The 17,409-nt window shown below is 71.2% G+C and carries 11 protein-coding genes; 7 read left to right on the top strand and 4 right to left on the bottom strand.

Features of this window, described 5'->3' with window-relative positions:
• Positions 1-20 precede the first annotated feature (20 nt).
• Positions 21-1,079 (top strand): PLL family lectin, encoded by a 1,059-nt coding sequence (locus tag R2D22_RS08945; protein WP_318102484.1) that lies wholly within the window; start codon positions 21-23, stop codon positions 1,077-1,079.
• Positions 1,080-1,160: 81 nt separating this feature from the next.
• On the opposite strand, the gene R2D22_RS08940 is transcribed toward R2D22_RS08945, so the two are convergent.
• On the bottom strand, positions 1,161-2,261 hold the full coding sequence (locus R2D22_RS08940; protein WP_318102482.1) for an LCP family protein: 1,101 nt from the start codon (positions 2,259-2,261) through the stop codon (positions 1,161-1,163).
• Positions 2,262-2,499: 238 nt separating this feature from the next.
• Here R2D22_RS08940 and R2D22_RS08935 point away from each other — a divergent pair, with 238 nt between their 5' ends.
• The 6 genes from R2D22_RS08935 (at position 2,500) to R2D22_RS08910 (ending at position 12,745) form a co-directional block, all read left to right on the top strand.
• Positions 2,500-4,077, top strand: a complete 1,578-nt coding sequence (locus tag R2D22_RS08935; RefSeq protein ID WP_318102479.1) for a PLL family lectin — start codon at positions 2,500-2,502, stop codon at positions 4,075-4,077.
• Between the two features lie 226 nt (positions 4,078-4,303).
• On the top strand, positions 4,304-5,488 hold the full coding sequence (locus R2D22_RS08930; protein WP_318102477.1) for a CDP-alcohol phosphatidyltransferase family protein: 1,185 nt from the start codon (positions 4,304-4,306) through the stop codon (positions 5,486-5,488).
• On the top strand, positions 5,485-9,918 hold the full coding sequence (locus R2D22_RS08925) for a bifunctional glycosyltransferase/CDP-glycerol:glycerophosphate glycerophosphotransferase (RefSeq protein ID WP_318102475.1): 4,434 nt from the start codon (positions 5,485-5,487) through the stop codon (positions 9,916-9,918). The genes R2D22_RS08930 and R2D22_RS08925 overlap by 4 nt, the downstream gene beginning before the upstream one ends.
• A 31-nt stretch (positions 9,919-9,949) precedes the next feature.
• On the top strand, positions 9,950-10,714 hold the full coding sequence (locus R2D22_RS08920; RefSeq protein ID WP_318102474.1) for a rhamnogalacturonan acetylesterase: 765 nt from the start codon (positions 9,950-9,952) through the stop codon (positions 10,712-10,714).
• On the top strand, positions 10,711-11,439 hold the full coding sequence (locus R2D22_RS08915; RefSeq protein WP_318102471.1) for an Ig-like domain-containing protein: 729 nt from the start codon (positions 10,711-10,713) through the stop codon (positions 11,437-11,439). Before R2D22_RS08920 ends, R2D22_RS08915 begins: the two co-directional genes overlap by 4 nt.
• Positions 11,432-12,745, top strand: a complete 1,314-nt coding sequence (locus R2D22_RS08910; protein ID WP_318102469.1) for a phosphodiester glycosidase family protein — start codon at positions 11,432-11,434, stop codon at positions 12,743-12,745. Before R2D22_RS08915 ends, R2D22_RS08910 begins: the two co-directional genes overlap by 8 nt.
• A 33-nt stretch (positions 12,746-12,778) precedes the next feature.
• Here R2D22_RS08910 and R2D22_RS08905 read toward each other — a convergent pair whose 3' ends face one another.
• The 3 genes from R2D22_RS08905 to R2D22_RS08895 form a co-directional block, all read right to left on the bottom strand.
• On the bottom strand, positions 12,779-13,675 hold the full coding sequence (locus R2D22_RS08905; RefSeq protein ID WP_318109657.1) for an RNA polymerase sigma-70 factor: 897 nt from the start codon (positions 13,673-13,675) through the stop codon (positions 12,779-12,781).
• A gap of 177 nt (positions 13,676-13,852) precedes the next feature.
• Positions 13,853-15,982 (bottom strand): 3-hydroxyacyl-CoA dehydrogenase NAD-binding domain-containing protein, encoded by a 2,130-nt coding sequence (locus R2D22_RS08900; RefSeq protein WP_318102467.1) that lies wholly within the window; start codon positions 15,980-15,982, stop codon positions 13,853-13,855.
• The gene (locus R2D22_RS08895) at positions 15,979-17,193 is read right to left on the bottom strand and encodes a thiolase family protein (protein ID WP_318102465.1); all 1,215 of its coding nucleotides are present in this window, start codon (positions 17,191-17,193) and stop codon (positions 15,979-15,981) included. Before R2D22_RS08895 ends, R2D22_RS08900 begins: the two co-directional genes overlap by 4 nt.
• Positions 17,194-17,409 lie beyond the last annotated feature (216 nt).

The raw sequence follows: 17,409 nt of genomic DNA, 5'->3' as shown, positions 1-17,409 counted from the left end.
CGCTGCGGCCCGGGGAGCCGATGAGCACCCCCCTGCCGGCCACGGTCGACTGGCTGCTGCGCGGCAAGGACGGCCGGCTGACCGCGTACTCCCCTGTCGACGGCGGCGTGCTGCGCTGGACCGAGTCCCGGCCCGGCGGACCCGGCTGGGACGGCCCGGACCTGCTTCCGGCGCCCGGACTGCTGCCCTACCTGTCGATCGTGCAGAGCACCGAGGGCTACGTGTACCTCACCGGCCTGCGCCGGCTGCCGGGCGCCGATGGACTGCTCGACGTGGACGTCCTGTACGGGGTCCAGTACCAGACCGGCCGCCCGATGCGCGACTGGCACTCGCTGACCAGCCCGTACACCGTCCCGCGGGTCAAGCACTTCGCCGCCGAGATGGGCGTGCCGGTCTCCTTCGTCGACGCCACCGGATCGCTGCACGTCATGCTGCGCAACGCGGGTGGCGGCGTCAGCGGCCGGAGCCAGAACCCGGTGCGCTGGCAGCCCAAGTGGGCCGACCTGAAGGGCAGCGACGTCACCGGCACGGTCGCCGTGACCGTCAACGAGGCGGGCCACGTCGACGTGTTCGCGCCGTCCGCCGAGCACGTGCTGCGCTGGAGCCAGGACACCGGGGGCGCGGAGTTCCCCCGGGTCGACGCCCTGACGGCCGCGGTCGCCGACGGCACCTTCACCGCGCTGCGCACCGGCTCGGACACGGTGACCCGCTTCTGGCGGGACGCGCACTCCGGCGAGGTCCTGGCCTGGCGCCCGGGCGCCGGCCCCCGCTCCCTCGGCGGCGCGACCGGCACCGGCCCGCTCGCCCTGCTGCGCACCCCGGTCGACGGCGTGGACTGCACGCTGCTGGCGCAGCGGGACGCCTCGGGCCGGGTCGCCCTGGCCGCGTACCCGACGGAGCACGAGGACGCCGGCCTCAGCTGGACCCCGACCGGCCCCGTCGTCACGGGCGCCCCGGCGCTCGCCCTCGACGGCCGCGGCCGCATCGTCCTGGCGGCGATCGCCGAGGACGGCGGGCTGCTCGTGACGCGTCAGAAGGACGAGTCGGGCCTGGCCCTGGAGGAGTGGACGCGCGCCTGACGCGCCCACCGGCCGCACACGCGCGAAGGCCCCGGAACTCGAGTTGAGTTCCGGGGCCTTCGGCGTATCGCTCCGGGTGGATCAGCCGCCGGTGGCGGGGGACTTCTTCGCGGACGCGGGGATCTCGGCGTCCTCGCGGATCGCCTTCCACAGCGTCGAGGCGTTCGGCTCGGCGGCGACGACGCGGTTCGGGTCCTTCTTGTCGTACGCGACCGGCAGCATGATCGTCTCCATGTTCTGCGGGTCGACGCCGTTCATGCTCTGGGCGAACTCGCTGAGCGACTTGAGGGAGGCGAGCTCGGAGTCGGTGGTGAGCGCCTTGGTCGCCGAGCCGGCGATCTTGTAGGCCTTCGCCGGGCTGCCCAGCAGGTCCTGCTTCTTGACCTCGCTCAGCAGCGCCATCAGGAACTGCTGCTGGAGGCCGATGCGGCCGAGGTCGCTGCCGTCGCCGACGCCGTGCCGGGTGCGGACGTAGGCGAGGGACTGGGTGCCGTCGAGCTTCTGCGGGCCGGCCTGCAGGTCGAGCCCGCTCGCGCCGTCCTTGATCGGCTGCTTCACGTCGACGGTGACGCCGCCGATGGCGTCCACGAGGTCCTTGAACCCGGCGAAGTTGATCTCCAGGTAGTGGTCGAGCCGGACGCCGGACATCTCCTCGACGGTCTTGACCACACAGGCCGGGCCGTACTGGGAGTACACCGAGTTGAACATGACGCGCTTCGCGCCGGGCGCGGTGTCGCCGTTCTCGCGGACGCACTCGGGCCGGGTGACCAGGGTGTCGCGCGGGATGCTGATGGCGACCGCCTCGGTCCGCCCCTCGGGGATGTGCACGACCAGCGCCGTGTCCGACCGGGCGCCGCTCACGTTGCCGCCGGCCAGGTCGCCGTTGGCCCCGGCCCGCGAGTCGGAACCGAGCACCAGCAGGTTCTGGCCGCTGGTCGGCAGCTTCTGCGGGCGGTTGTCACCGAGCGCCTTGTCGATGTCGACGCCCTTGATGTTGCTGTCCAGGCTGCTGTACATCCAGTACAGCCCGCCGCCGGCGGCGAGCACCAGCGCCAGCAGGACCAGCAGCACGATCGTCCCGGTCCGCCGCTTCTTGCGGCCGCGTCCGCGGCTGCCGCGGCCCTCCGGTCCGGAATCCCCGCGTGAGCTGCGGGTTTCGGGCGTGCGTATGTCCTGGCTCATGGTGCGTGAGTCCTCGAATCTGATGGCCCGGTCGGGCGTCGGGGAACCCTGTACCCCCCCGGGGCTCAGGATCCGCAGGCTCAGTAGACCGTGAAGTATAGGCGGAGGCCCAGACAGGCGTGCGACTGAGCCCGGGTTTCCCGGCCGGCCGTACGAACGCTTATCGTCTACGGGGATTACGCGATCGAAAGCACGATCGACGTCGAGTTGAACGGCAGTCCATCAGCGGGAGGGTCGGATGGCGAGAGGTTCCGGTCGCCGGACGCGGGCCGGGCGTCCCGCCGGCGACGCACACTCCGGTGCCGCCGGCCCGCTCGTGCTGGTGGTGGCCACCCCGGCGGACGCGATCCCGCTGCTGAGCGCGGAGCCTCCGGGCGCCCCGATCGCGGTGACCTGCCTCGACCGCGGTGCCGCGGGCGAGCTGGAGGCGCTCGGCCGGGCGCTGGCCGTGGCCCGCGATCACGGCCACCGGATCATGGGCGAGCCGTACGTGGTGGACGCCCGCGGCGACGAGGTCGAGGACCTGCTGTTCGACGAGTTCCTGGACATCGGGCCGACCCGGATCGGCACGCTCGACCCCGACCCGGTGAGCACGGCGGTGGAGGGCGGCGAGCGGAAGTTCGCGGTCGTCGAGCCGCCGGCGCGCGGCCGGGCGGCCCGTGCCGCGCTCCGTGCGGCCCGCGCCTACCAGGAGTACACGGGCAAGCCGGTGTTCGTGGACTGCCGGCGCGCCGGCACCGATCCGCGCGCGCCGTTCGAGGCCGCGTCCCGGTACCCCCGCCAGAGCAACTGGCTCACCCTCGGCCGGGACGGCCGGCTCTCCGTCCACCTGCTCTCCGCGGCGGGTGTGCTGCGCTGGACCGAGTCCGTGCCCGGCGGGCCGGGGTGGGACGGTCCCGAACTGCTCGAGACGCCGGAGCTGATGCCCGGACTGACCGTGCTGCAGGGCGCCGACGGTTACGTACGGCTTTTCGGGCTGCGCCGCGCCGAGCGCCAGGACGGCGGTGAGCTGGAGGTCGTCACGGCGGTCCAGTACCAGAGCGGCAGGCCGCTCGGCCCGTGGAACCCGGTCGGCAATCCGAACGCCCGCGAGTGGGAGCGGGCCCGCCAGGTCGGCTTCCCGGTGGCCGCGCTCGACGCGGCCGGGACCCTGCACGTCTTCGTGCGCAACATCGGACGCAGCATCAGCACCCGGCGGCAGGACACGGCCGGGCGCTGGACGGCCTGGGAGCACCTGCGCGGCCGGCGGGTCGCCGACGAGATGGCCGTCTTCCCGGGCTGGGACGGCGGCGTCGAGCTGGTGGCGCGGCGGCGGGACTCCGTGGAGGCCGTGCACTGGCACTTCGATCCGGCGTCGCGGTCCTGGACCGAGAACCGGACGATCCCGGTGAGCGCGGTGCCGGGCAGCATCGCGGCGGCCCCGGAGGCCGCGGCGGTCCGGTTCCGGTACGCGGCCACCAACGAGCTGTGCGTCTGGCAGCCGGGCGCGCACGCGCCGATCAGCCTGGGCGGCGCCGACGGCAGCGGCCCGGTGACGGGTGTCGCCGGGGCCGGGATCCAGGGTTGGAGCTGCACGGTGATGGCGCGCCCCGGCCGCGACGGTGTGCCGGCGGTCGGCGCGCACGCGGACGGGCGTCCCGACACCGGGGTGTGGTGGTCGCCGACCGGCGAGCGCTCGCTGGTGGCGCCGGCGGTCGCGCTCGACGGACTGGGGCGCGTGGCGGTCGCCACTCTGGGGAGTGACGGCGTGCCCCGGATCGCCCGTCAGCGTGAGGACGTCGCAGGGCTGGAATTCGGTCCCTGGCAAGCGATTTGATGCTCGCGCGGACCGTGCGGTAGCGCCTTGGGCGAGGGCGCGGCGCGCCCGGGTCGAACTGTTGATCGTGGATCAAGTTTGCTAAGGTCGGCTAGTCACTTTATGCGAATCACAGGTGAAGGATCTGTGTGCGCAAAGTGTACGGCCCCCGGATGCGGGGGTTCGTGCGCAGGCCAAGGGTCGTCCTGCCACACCAGGTGTTCCGTGGGTCGACGACGAGGGGTCCATGCACAAGCTGTCTCTGAGGGCTGTCCAGAAGCTCACGTGCAAGAAGCGTGACGCCTGGTGGACCGTCCTCCTCGTGGACCCCGTCGCCACGCGGCTGGTGTGCTGGTTCGCCCGGTTCAACTGGATCACCCCGAACCGCGTCACCTGGGCCGCCCTCTTCGTGGGCCTCGGCTCGGCCGCGCTCTTCCTCAAGGGCGACTACCAGTCCCTGGCCATCGGCGCCGCGCTCTACCACGTCAGCTTCATCCTGGACTGCATCGACGGCAAGCTCGCCCGCCTCAAGGGCAACGGCTCCGTCTTCGGCGGCTGGCTCGACTACGTGTTCGACCGCATCCGCGTGCTGTTCTGCGCCCTCGCCCTGATGGGCGGCCAGTTCCTGCGCACCGGCGAGCCGATCTTCCTGCTCGCCGCACTCGTCGTGGTCTTCCTCGACATGCTCCGCTACGTCGACGCCCTCCAGATCTACAAGATGCGCATGTCCATGCGCTCCAAGATCGAGGCGGTCACGCTGGCCCGGCAGGCCGAGCAGGGCGTCAGCGAGGAGGAGCAGAAGGTCGTCTTCATGGAGGACCTGCTCCGCGAGAACCCCCTGATGGAGGCCGACCACCTCAAGGCGGCCGCCTCGCAGCCCGGCTCGTCCGAGGTCATCGACCTGCACCAGCAGTTCCGCAAGCGCTTCCCCTGGTACGCCAGGGTCCGGCACGCGCTGCTGCGCAGCCGCATCCGGCCGCACCTCATCAGTGGCATCGAGTTCCAGATGTTCATCTTCATCGTCGGCCCGCTGATCGGCCGCGTCCTGATGACCACCGCGGTCTCGGCGATCCTGCTCGGCGCCTTCGAGCTCGTCATCATGTTCAAGTTCTGGCTCTCCACCCGGGACTTCACCCGCACCATGGAGCGGCTCGACCCGGACAGCGTGCCCAGCCGCGCCGGCAACATCTCCCCGCACCTCAAGGCCGGCCGCCACCGCCGCCGCGAGGACGACGTGGACCCGGAGCAGGCCGCCTGGGCCGACGAGCGCTTCCCCGCACCGGCCCCCGACGAGGACCCGGGCTTCCAGCCCTGGCCGCACCCGTACGCGGACGGGGAGGGACGCGACCCGCGGGACACCATGCAGCTCACCAGGATCCCGATGCAGGCGCTGTACGGCTACGGCCGCGATGCGGAGCAGGGTCGTCCATGAGTTTCCCGCCCGACATCAGCCAGTACCTCGTCACGGTCGTCGTCCCCGCGTACAACGCCAGCGCCACGCTCGCCAGGGCGCTGCAGTCCGCGCTCGCCCAGACGCATCGCAACGTCGAGATCCTCGTCGTCGACGACTGCTCCGCCGACGGCACCCTGATCACCGCCCGCCAGTTCGCGGCGCAGGACGCCCGGGTGCGCGTCATCGAACGGCCGCAGAACAGCGGCGGCTGCGGAGCGCCCCGCAACAACGGCATCGAGGCCGCCTCCGGTCAGTACGTGATGTTCCTCGACGCGGACGACGAGCTGCCGCTCAAGGCCGTCGAGGAACTGCTCTCCTCCGCGCTCACCACCGGCTCCGACGTCACCGCCGGCCGCGCGCTGCGCATCAACCCGGTCAACGACGAGATCACCGTCTGGCAGCCGCAGCTCTACGCGGCCGACCAGACCGTCGAGGGCCTCGGCGCCCTGCCGGAGCTGTTCAGCGACCCGATCGCGGCCGGCAAGCTCTACCGCCGCGACTTCCTCGACAACTTCGGCATCCGCTTCCCCGAGGGTGTCTTCTTCGAGGACACCTACTTCTCCACGGTCGCCAACTTCTACGCCCGGTCCTTCACCATCCTCGCCACCCCGGTCTACCGGTGGATGTGGGAGCGCGAGAGCGACCAGCCGTCGATCACCAACCGCCGCCACGAGCTGCGCAGCATCCGCGACCGGGTGCTGGTCCACCAGTACACCGACCGCTTCCTCGCCAGTGTCGGCCGCCAGGACCTGCTCGCCCACAAGGGCGCCAAGTTCCTCTCCCACGACCTGCGGCTCTACACCCCGGAGCTGCGCACCGGCGACGAGGCCTACCGCAACGGCTTCGTCCGCGCCGTCGCGCCGTACCTGACCTCCCTGGACCCGCAGACCTACGAACTGTGCGGCCCCATGGAGCGGGTGCGCGCCTTCGGCCTGATCCACGGCCGCGTCGACATCGCCGTCTCGGCGTCCGACTTCATGCGCCGCCGCAGCGTGATCAGCTCCGACATCGTCGAGCGCGACGGGCGGGTGTTCTGGTCCGGCTCACTGCTCGGCCGCGCCGGCGCGGAATCGTTCCTCGACGTCACCGACCTGGAGCTCACCGGCGCCAAGCTGGCCGACGCCCGGCTCTACAACGAGGCGTCCCGCGTCGAGATCGACGGCGACCGGCTCCACATCGCCGGCGCCATCCGCAACCAGTTCGGCCGGATCGACCCCGAGGGCAAGGTCGAACTCGTCGCCGTGCTGCGCCGCCGCAGCACCAAGGCCGACCACCACTTCCCGGTCTCCGGCGTGGAGATCGACGAGCACTGGATCCGGTACCACGCCAGCCTCGACCTGGCCGACACGCTCGGCAAGGCCGACCGCCCGGGCAACTGGAACTTCTTCGTCCAGCTCCGCTACGAGGGCGAGCGCGCCTCCACGGCGCTGAACATCAGCGGCGTCGACACCGAGGACCTGCGGTACACCGCCGAGGCCGGCACGTACGAGGTCTACGAGACCGTCAGCGGCAACCTCGGCCTGCGCCCGCAGACCGCCGAGGCCCAGGCCAAGTCGTTCCCGCGCGGCACCCCCTGGCTGTGGTGGCAGGACCGGGAGCCGGCCGCCCCCACGTTCCCGAAGGACCGCTACGCGGCCGCGATCGTCGTCCACTGCCGCAACGACGAGTACAACCTGCGGGAGTTCCTCGCCTCGCTGTCCGCGCAGGCCCGCTTCGAGGACATCCAGGTGGTGTTCGTCGACGACGGCTCCACCGACACCACCCCCCAGCTGCTGTCCGGGTACGCCGCGTACTACCCCAACACCGGCATCGTCACCCAGAACAGCCTCGGCCTGCGCTCCGCCTTCGACAACGGCCTGCAGTACGTCACCGCGCCCTACGTGATGTTCGCGCGCGCCCGCGACATCCTCGGCGAGGCCGCCGTCGGCCGGCTGCTCGCCGCAGCCCACCGCGTGAAGGGCGGTGTCGACGTCGTCGTCGGCGAGGCCGACAACTTCCCCGGCCCCATCCAGAGCGAGGGCGAGCCGTGGAGGCGGTACTTCACGGACTCCGACCCGATCGGTCACCTCGACGACGCGCCCTACCTGGTCTTCTCCACCGCCCTCGGCGCCAAGCTGTTCAAGACCTCCTACGTGCGCGACCGCCGCTTCCGCTGCGGCCCCGGCCCAGGCTTCGAGGACGACTGGTTCACCGTCCCCGCGCTGCTGCGTTCCCGCCGGGTCGCCGTCGCCCGCGGCGCGCGCTTCTTCGCCCGTGACGAGGAGCTGCAGGGCTCGCTCTTCGACCGGCCGTGGAACGACCCGGTCAAGACCCAGGAACTGGTCCGGCTCACCGCGCACGTGCTGACCGCGGTCAAGGACATGCCGGAGCGCACCGTCCGGCTCGCCCAGCGCTTCGTCGTCCGCTCGCTCCAGCCGTACGTGCGCAACATGCACCGCATCATGAGCAAGCCGGAGATCGCCGCCGTCTTCCCGTGGCTGCACACCATCTACACCCAGATCCCCGACGACCTCATCCTCCAGTACGCGGTGCAGCCGCTGGCCCGGCTCCAGCACCACGCGATCGTCACCGACAACCTGGACCTGTTCGCCGAGCCGCTGAGCAAGCCTGACTACCTGCCGACCCTCTTCCTCGACGACGAGGGCGTCTTCCGGAAGATCGCCGGGGACCCGGTCCAGACCCAGCTGCTCCGCGTCCCGAAGACCGGCGCCGTCCTGGAGACCTTCGACTGGTCCGGGGACGAGATCGAGTTCGAGGGCCTGCTGGTCTTCGCGGCCACCGACATCAACGAGCCGTTCACCAACCGGGTCCAGCTGGTCTTCTCCGACGGCGAGCGCGAGACCTCGGCCCCCGTCGAGCAGGTCTACCGGCGCGACCGCTGGCGCACCCGCAAGGACCAGGACTGGTTCTCCGGCTGGCGCGCCCGGGTCCGGCTGGACGCGCTCGACGTCGTCGCCAACGCCGACCTCCGCCTGTCGATCCGCATCCACGAGGACGACCGGCACCACGACATCCCGCTGGCCACCCGGCAGATGCTGCACCGCTTCAAGGGCGTGCACACCCGCGGCAAGGACCGCTTCGTGCTCTCCATCGCGGACGACGAGACGCCGTCGGTCCGGTGGGTGCAGGGTTTCCGCGCCCGCCGCAAGGACAAGCGTCGCCGCTTCCGCTGGGAGCTGCGCAACTCGCTGCCGGGCCGGCCGGGCTGGCGCACCCGCCTCATGTACTGGCTGACGTACCCGAGGCTGCACGGCCGCGGCATCTGGATCATCGGTGAGCGCGAGGACACCGCACAGGACAACAGCTACCACCTGTTCAAGTGGATCCGGCAGAACCACCCGCGCCGCAAGGTCTACTACTCGATCAACGGCAACTCCGCGGACTGGGACAAGATCGCCCAGTACGGGCACGTGATCGACCGGCTCTCCTGGAAGCACCGGGCCTATCTGCTGCACGCGGAACGCCTGATCAACGCCTACGACCTGGAGGCCTACCTCGGCTTCCCGGGGCTGAACAAGCGCGCCTTCCTGCGCGGCTACGGCGACCTGCTGCGCTACAAGCGCGTCTTCCTCCAGCACGGCGTCGTCTACAACGACGTCGTCGCCTCGATCCACGCCCAGGCCACCAACGTCGACATGGTGCTCACCACCGGCCGCAGCGAGCGCGCCTACTTCGCCGAGCACTGCGGCTACGGCTACGACCGGGTGGCGGCCACCGGCCTGCCGCGCTACGACGCGCTGGACCCGGTCCCGGGCATCCGCCGGGTGCTCGTCATGCCGACCTGGCGGCGCGACATCGTGGCCCCCTCGTACAACAAGGCGGCCAAGCCGGAGATCCCGTTCGCGGCCTCGCAGTACTACCGGTTCTTCTCCGCGCTGCTGCGCAACGAGCGGCTGCTCAAGGCGCTGGAGTACTACGGCGTCGAGCTGGAGTTCATGCCGCACTACGAGATCCGGCCGTACCTCAAGCACTTCAAGATCGACCACCCGTCCATCACGGTGTCCACCACCGGCCGGGACGTCCAACTGGCGATGCGAGAATGCTCGATGCTGGTGACCGACTACTCGTCCGTGTTCTTCGACGTGGCCTACATGGGCAAGCCGATCGTCTACACGAACTTCGACGACGAGGAGTTCTACAGCAAGCACTACAAGCGTGGATACTTCGACCTGGGGCGGGACGGCTTCGGGCCGGCCTGCGCCACGGTCGACCACGCGGTGCACGAGATCATCGCCTCGATCGAACGCGGCTTCCAGGTCGAACCCGAGTACCAGCGGCGCGCGGCGGACTTCTTCGTGCTGCGCGACACGTCGAACTGCGAGCGGGCGTTCCAGGTCATCGAGACCCTGGACCCCTCGGTCGTGGCGGACCCGGACTTCGACGACTACCGCGGGGTGCAGATTCCATGAAGTGGCAAGGCGAGCAGGGATGAACGGTCGGATGAAACGAATCTTCCTCGCGGGGGGATCCTCGGTCTGCACCCGCCAGATCAGCATGGCCCCGATGGCCGGCTGGGGACAGGCCATGGACCTGTTCCTGCAGGGCGTGGAGGTCGTCAACTGCGCCCGGGCCGGTGCGAGCTCCCGCAGCTTCTACGAGCGCGGCCGGCTGGCCTGGATCCTGGACAACATCGCCCCCGGCGACCTGCTGCTCGTCTCCTTCGGGCACAACGACATGCGCTCCGAGGCCGGCCGCTTCAGCGCGCCGTTCTCCGACTTCCAGTTCTACCTGCGCAAGTACGTCGACGGCGCCCGGGCCCGCGGCGCCCACCCGGTGCTGATACCCGGCCAGGAGCGCCGCGTGTTCGACGCGTACGGCAACATGCGCCGCAGCCTCGGCGTCTACCCGCAGGCCATCCGCGAACTCGCCCAGTCCGTCTCCGTCCCGCTCATCGACCTGCACGAGTTCTCCTGCAACTGGTGGCAGCAGCTGGGCGCGGAGGAGAGCAAGAAGGTCTTCGTCTACCTGCGGCCCGGCGAGAGCCCGAACTACCCGGACGGCGTCGAGGACAACACCCACCTCAGGCCGCAGGGCGTCATCGAATGCGCCCGGTTCATCTCCCGCGAGCTGTACGCCCAGGGCCTGCTCCACCCCGGCTGCTTCCGGAACCTCGACGCGCACATACCGGAGCAGGAGATCACCTGGCTGCCGGACGACGTCTTCGAGCACCTGACCAAGTCCCGCGTGAGCGAGGTAGTCCGATGAGCGACTGGTACCCGCTGGCCCGCTCCTGGGTCAGCCACCCGGAGACCCCGCAGTACGGCGGCCACCTGGAGCTGTTCTCCGACGTCGACCCGCTGCGCCCGCTCGTCCCCGGGCAGAAGTTCAACTTCGCGCTGTCGATCACCCCGCAGGACGCCCCGTACCGGGTGTACGGCTACCTCCTCGGCGACATCTTCGAGGGCGTGACGAAGGTCGTCCGCCACAAGGGCCTCGGCAAGCTCGGCAACGGGCGCTACGCGACGTACTCCTCCGGCGCCGAGCCGCGCACCGCCACCATGACCGTCAAGATCGACGAAGACGCGCCGGAGGCCTCCTACCTCCTCCCGCGCATCGTGGTGGGCGTCAAGCGCACCGACGGGGAGAAGCTGGTCTCCTCGATGAACGTCTCCCACCTCGGCTTCCGGGTCCGCCGGCACTGGCTGGCCGGTCGCTCCATGCAGCTCAACCCCGGCGGCCGGTTCACCATCCCGGCCGACTACCAGCCGGCCGACGGGCTGCGCTTCACCGGCAGCTCGTTCCCCGCCAACGGCACGCTGTTCCACGCGCCCGGCGGCGGCCTCACCTACCAGGCGAACCCCGACTTCCTCGGCTACGACGGCTTCTCGTGCACCTTCGAGGACGAGTTCGGGCACCGCGTCCAGCAGGAGATCGTGGTCCACATCGGCGGCCTCGGCGACTCGCCCGGCGCGCTGCCCGCGGATGGGTAGACCCGCGGCACGACGCTCGGCCGCGGCGCTCGCCCTCGTCCTGCTGGCGACGACCGGGGCGTGCACCGCGTCCCCCGACGACAAGGGCGGCGCCGCACCGCGCCCCACCGCCTCGCCGTCCGTCGCGCCGTCCCGCTCGTCCGCCCCGACCTTCGAGCGGACGATCGCCCCCGGCGTCGGCTACCAGGAGTCCACCCGCCGCGGCCCGGCCGGCCCGGTACGGATCGCCGTGCTCCGCGTCGCGCCCGACGCCGAGGCCCGGCTCACCGCCGTGCACGGCAGGACCCTCGCCGTCCCGCAGACCGTGCGCCAGGTCGCCGGCCGGGTCGGCGCGCTCGCCGCCGTCAACGGCTCGTACTTCGACATCCAGGGCGGCAAGGCCTTCGGCGGCTACCAGGGCGACCCGGTGGGCCTGTACGCCGAGGGCGGCCGGCTGCTCAGCGAGGCCCGCAACGACGGTGCCGCTCTGCTCCTGGGCCAGAAGGACGGTCGCATCGAGGCCCGGATCACCGAGGTCTCCACCCGCGGCCGGATCACCGCCGGCGACGGAGCCGCACGCCCCCTCGACGGCGTCGACCGGGTCACCGGGCGGCTGCGGGCCTGCGGGGGAGCGGACAGTGCCCGGCTCGCCGCCGAGGGGCGCCCGCTGCGCAAGGACGCGCGCACGGGCCTGTGCAGCGACCCGGACGAGATCGTCGAGTACACCTCCGACTGGGGCGTCGACACGCCCGGCGGGCGGCGCGACGGCGTCGAGGCGGTGCTCGCCCAGGACGGCACCGTACGCCGCCTGCGCTCCCCGGGCAGCGGACCGGTGCCCCGCGGCACCCGCGTGCTCCAGGGCATCGGAGCGGGCGCCGACTGGCTGCGCGACCACGCCCGTACCGGCGAGCGGCTCGACGTCGCGATGCCCATGACCGACCCCGACGGAACGGACCTCACCGGCCTGGTCGACTCGGCGATCGGCGGCGGCGCCAGGTTGCTGGAGAACGGCCGGGTCGCGCTCGGAGAGCGCGAACTCGCCGCCGCCGACCGGCCGCCGCGGACGCTGGCCGGCGTCACCGCCGACGGCGCCGTCCTGCTCGTCACCGTCGACGGGCGCGACCCCGGCGTCAGCGAGGGCGCCACCCTCGCCGAGTCCGCGGAACTGCTGCGCTCGCTGGGCGCAGTCGACGGGCTCAACCTGGACGGCGGCGGCTCGACCTCGATGGTCGTCGACGGCGAACTGCGCAACAGCCCGCGCGAGGCCGCGGGCGACCCGGTGGGGGAGCGGAAGGTCGCCACGGCGATCGCGGTCCTGCCGCGCTGAGCGTCAGGACCGCCGTCGTCGTCGCGGCCGTGTTCAGCGCAGGCTGAGCGGGGTCCCGGTCGCGACGCGGGTCAGCTTCTCGGGGTTGCGGACGAAGAACAGGCCGGTGACGAGGCCGTCCTCGACCCGGACCGTCAGTACGCCGTCGAGCTCGCCGTCCCGGCGCAGGACGAGCGCCGGGTTGCCGTTGAGCGTCGTGAGCTCGCCGGTGACGGCGACGCCGAACTTGGCCGCGCCGCCGACGATGAAGCGGGCCACCTTGTCCGCGCCGACGATCGGCCGTGCCGCGGCCTGCTTGATGCCGCCGCCGTCGCTCATCAGCACGACCTCGGGAGCGAGCACGTCGAGGAAGCCCTGGACGTCGCCGGTGACGAGCGCGCGCCGGAACGAATCCAGCGCGGTCCGCGCGGCGTTGGGGGACACCGTGTTGCGGGGGCGGCGGGCCTCTACGTGCTTGCGGGCGCGGTGGGCGATCTGGCGGACGGCGTCCGGGGTCTTGCCGACCGCCTCGGCGATCTCCTCGTAGCCGACGTCGAAGACCTCGCGCAGGACGAAGACGGCGCGCTCGGTCGGGCCGAGCGTCTCCAGGACCAGCATCATGGCCATCGACATGCTCTCGGCCAGTTCGACGTCCTCGGCCACGTCCGGTGCGGTGAGCAGGGGTTCGGGCAGCCAGGGGCCGACGTAGGACTCCCTGCGGCGCTTCATCGTGCGGAGCCGGTTGAGTGCCTGCCGGGTGGTGATGCGGACCAGATAGGCGCGTTCGTCGCGTACCTGCTCCCGATCGGCGTCGACCCAGCGCAGCCAGGTCTCCTGGACGACGTCCTCGGCGTCGGCCGCCGAGCCGAGCATCTCGTACGCGACGGTGAAGAGCAGATTGCGATGGGCGACGAAGGCCGCCGTCGCCGGTTCGGCGGCGTGGTCCCCCAAGCCCCCACGCGGGTCACCGGGTTCGGTCGGACGAGCATCCACAGCAAGATCCTTTCTTCCGGTACGGAGCCTACGCCGCGACGGCCGGGAGCGGAGGGGGAGGACGCCGGAAAAGCCGGTGGCCCGCACCCCCGGAAGGGGATGCGGGCCACCGGCCTCAGCTGTGAGCCCGCGGCACTAGGCCGGGACGCTCGCCACGCCCTGCGCCAGGAACGGCTTGCCGTTGACGCGCTGGGAGACGCCCTCGCGGTCCAGGTACGGCGTGATGCCGCCCAGGTGGAAGGGCCAGCCGGCGCCCGTGATCAGGCAGAGGTCGATGTCCTGCGCCTCGGCGACGACACCCTCCTCCAGCATCAGGCCGATCTCCTGCGCCACCGCGTCCAGGACGCGGTCGCGGACCTGCTCCTCCGTCAGGACGACGTCGCCCTGCTCGAGGAGGGCGGCGACCTCGGGGTCCAGCTCCGGCTTGCCGGAGTCGTAGACGTAGAAGCCGCGCTTGCCGGCCTTGACGACGGCCGTCAGGTTCGGGGAGACGGTGAAGCGCTCCGGGAAGGCGCGGTTCAGGGTCTCGGAGACGTGCAGACCGATCGCCGGGCCGACCAGCTCCAGGAGGACCAGCGGCGACATCGGCAGGCCGAGCGGCTCGATGGCCTTCTCGGCCGTCTCGACCGAGGTGCCTTCGTCGATGACGTTCTGGATCTCGCCCATGAAGCGGGTCAGGATGCGGTTCACGACGAACGCCGGGGCGTCCTTGGTGAGGACCGCGGTCTTCTTCAGCTTCTTGGCCACACCGAAGGCGGTGGCCAGCGAGGCGTCGTCGGTCTTCTCGCCGCGGACGATCTCCAGGAGCGGGAGGATCGCGACCGGGTTGAAGAAGTGGAAGCCGACCACGCGCTCCGGGTGCTGGAGCTTCGAGGCCATCTCGCTGACGGACAGCGAGGAGGTGTTGGTGGCGAGGATCGCGTGCGCCGGGGCGACCGCCTCGACCTCCGCGAACACCTTCTGCTTGACCGACATCTCCTCGAACACGGCCTCGATGATGAAGTCCGCGTCCGCGAAGCCCTCGGCCTTGTCCAGGACGCCGGTCACCAGGGCCTTGAGGCGGTTGGCCTTGTCCTGGTTGATGCGGCCCTTGCCGAGCAGCTTCTCGATCTCGGCGTGGACGTAGCCCACACCCTTGTCGACGCGCTCCTGGTCGATGTCGGTCAGCACGACCGGCACCTCGAGGCGGCGCAGGAACAGCAGCGCCAGCTGCGAGGCCATCAGGCCCGCGCCGACGACGCCGACCTTGGTGACCGGACGCGCCAGCGACTTGTCCGGGGCACCGGCGGGGCGCTTGGCGCGCTTCTGCACCAGGTTGAAGGCGTAGATGCCGGAGCGCAGTTCGCCGCCCATGATGAGGTCGGCCAGGGCCGTGTCCTCGGCGTCGAAGCCCGCCTGCAGGTCGCCGTCCTTGGCCGCGGCGATGATGTCCAGCGCGCGGTAGGCGGCCGGAGCGGCGCCGTGCACCTTGGAGTCCGCGATGAAGCGGCCCTTGGCGACGGCCTGGTCCCAGCCCTCGCCGCGGTCGATCTCCGGGCGCTCGACGGTGACCTCGCCCTTGAGGACCCGGGCGGTCCAGATGAGGGACTGCTCCAGGAAGTCGGCGCCCTCGAACAGCGCGTCGGCGATGCCGAGCTCGAAGACCTGCTTGCCCTTGAGCTGACGGTTCTGGTTGAGGCTGTTCTCGATGATGACCGAGACGGCCTTCTCCGCGCCGATCAGGTTCGGCAGGATCGCGCAGCCGCCCCAGCCGGGCACCAGGCCGAGGAAGACCTCGGGCAGCGAGAAGGCGGGCAGCGCCTTCGACACGGTGCGGTAGGTGCAGTGCAGGCCGACCTCGACGCCGCCGCCCATGGCCGCGCCGTTGTAGTACGCGAAGGTCGGGACGGCGAGCGCGGACAGACGCTTGAAGACGTCGTGGCCGCCCTTGCCGATGGCCAGCGCGTCCTCGTGACGCTTCAGCAGCTCGACACCCTTGAGGTCGGCGCCGACGGCGAAGATGAACGGCTTGCCGGTGATGCCGACGCCGACGATCGAGCCCTCGGACGCCTCCTTCTCGACCTGGTCGATGGCGACGTTCAGATTCGCCAGGGACTGCGGGCCGAAGGTGGTCGGCTTGGTGTGGTCGAAGCCGTTGTCCAGCGTGATCAGCGCGAACCGGCCCGCACCCGCGGGCAGTTCGAAGTGCCGTACGTGGGCGCTGGTGACGACCTCGTCCGGGAAGAGCTCGGCGGCGCCCTTCAGAAGCTCGGCGGTGGTGCTCACTTGCCCTCCCAGTGGGGGTTCTCCCAGATGACCGTCGCGCCCATGCCGAAGCCGACGCACATGGTGTTGAGGCCGTAGCGGACCTGCGGGTTCTCCTCGAACTGGCGGGCCAGCTGCGTCATCAGACGCACGCCGGAGGAGGCCAGCGGGTGACCGTAGGCGATCGCGCCACCGTACTGGTTGACGCGGGCGTCGTCGTCGGCGATGCCGTAGTGCTCGAGGAACGCCAGGACCTGGACCGCGAAGGCCTCGTTGATCTCGAAGAGGCCGATGTCCTCGATCGAGAGGCCGGCCTGGGCCAGCGCCTTCTCGGTCGCCGGGATCGGGCCGTAGCCCATGACCTCGGGCTCGACGCCGGCGAAGGCGTACGAGACGAGGCGCATCTTCACCGGGAGGTTGTTCGCGCGGGCGAAGTCCTCGGAGGCGATGATCGAGGCGGTGGCGCCGTCGTTGAGACCGGCCGCGTTACCGGCGGTGACCTTGCCGTGGACGCGGAACGGCGTCTTCAGGTTGGCCAGCGACTCCAGGGTGGTGCCCGGACGCATCGGCTCGTCGGCGGTGACCAGGCCCCAGCCGGTCTCGCCGGCCTCGGCGTTGGTGCGGCGGACGGAGATCGGCACCAGGTCGGGCTGGATCTTGTTGTCCGCGTACGCCTTGGCGGCCTTCTCCTGCGAGCGCACGGCGTACTCGTCGGCGCGCTGCTTGGTGATGGTCGGGTAGCGGTCGTGCAGGTTCTCGGCGGTCATGCCCATGAACAGGGCGGACTCGTCGACGAGCTTCTCCGACACGAAGCGCGGGTTGGGGTCGACGCCCTCGCCCATGGGGTGACGACCCATGTGCTCGACACCGCCGGCGATGACGGCGTCGTACGCGCCGAAGGCGATGGAGCCGGCGACCGAGGTGACGGCGGTCAGCGCGCCGGCGCACATGCGGTCGATCGAGTAGCCCGGGACCGACTGCGGGAGGCCGGCGAGGATGCCGGCGGTGCGGCCGAGGGTCAGACCCTGGTCGCCGATCTGCGTGGTCGCGGCGATGGCGACCTCGTCGATCTTCTTGGGGTCGAGGTCCGGGTTGCGGCGCAGCAGCTCCCGGATGGCCTTCACGACGAGATCGTCGGCGCGGGTCTCGTGGTAGATGCCCTTCGGGCCCGCCTTGCCGAACGGGGTGCGGACGCCGTCGACGAAGACGACGTCCCTGACGGTACGAGGCACGATGGCTCTCCTCCAGGGTGCGGGATGGCACTGCTGCGGCACGCGACTAAGCGCGCGCTTGCTCCCCCCATGCTACTTGCGGGTAACCAGGCTGCCCAGTCCCCTGGGCCGGAGCGGCGAAGGTCACATCCCGCGCCCCACGCCCGAACATGTGCGCCCCGTCCGTGCGCCCGTCCGATCGGAGGGTTCTGCAACCCGATTTGCCCAGACCGGCGG

Origin of the sequence: Streptomyces sp. HUAS YS2 (genome assembly GCF_033343995.1) — a bacterium.
Classification (GTDB): domain Bacteria; phylum Actinomycetota; class Actinomycetes; order Streptomycetales; family Streptomycetaceae; genus Streptomyces; species Streptomyces solicathayae.
The sequence above is the reverse complement of the archived record's forward strand: the minus strand, read 5'-3'. Positions and strand labels throughout refer to the sequence as shown.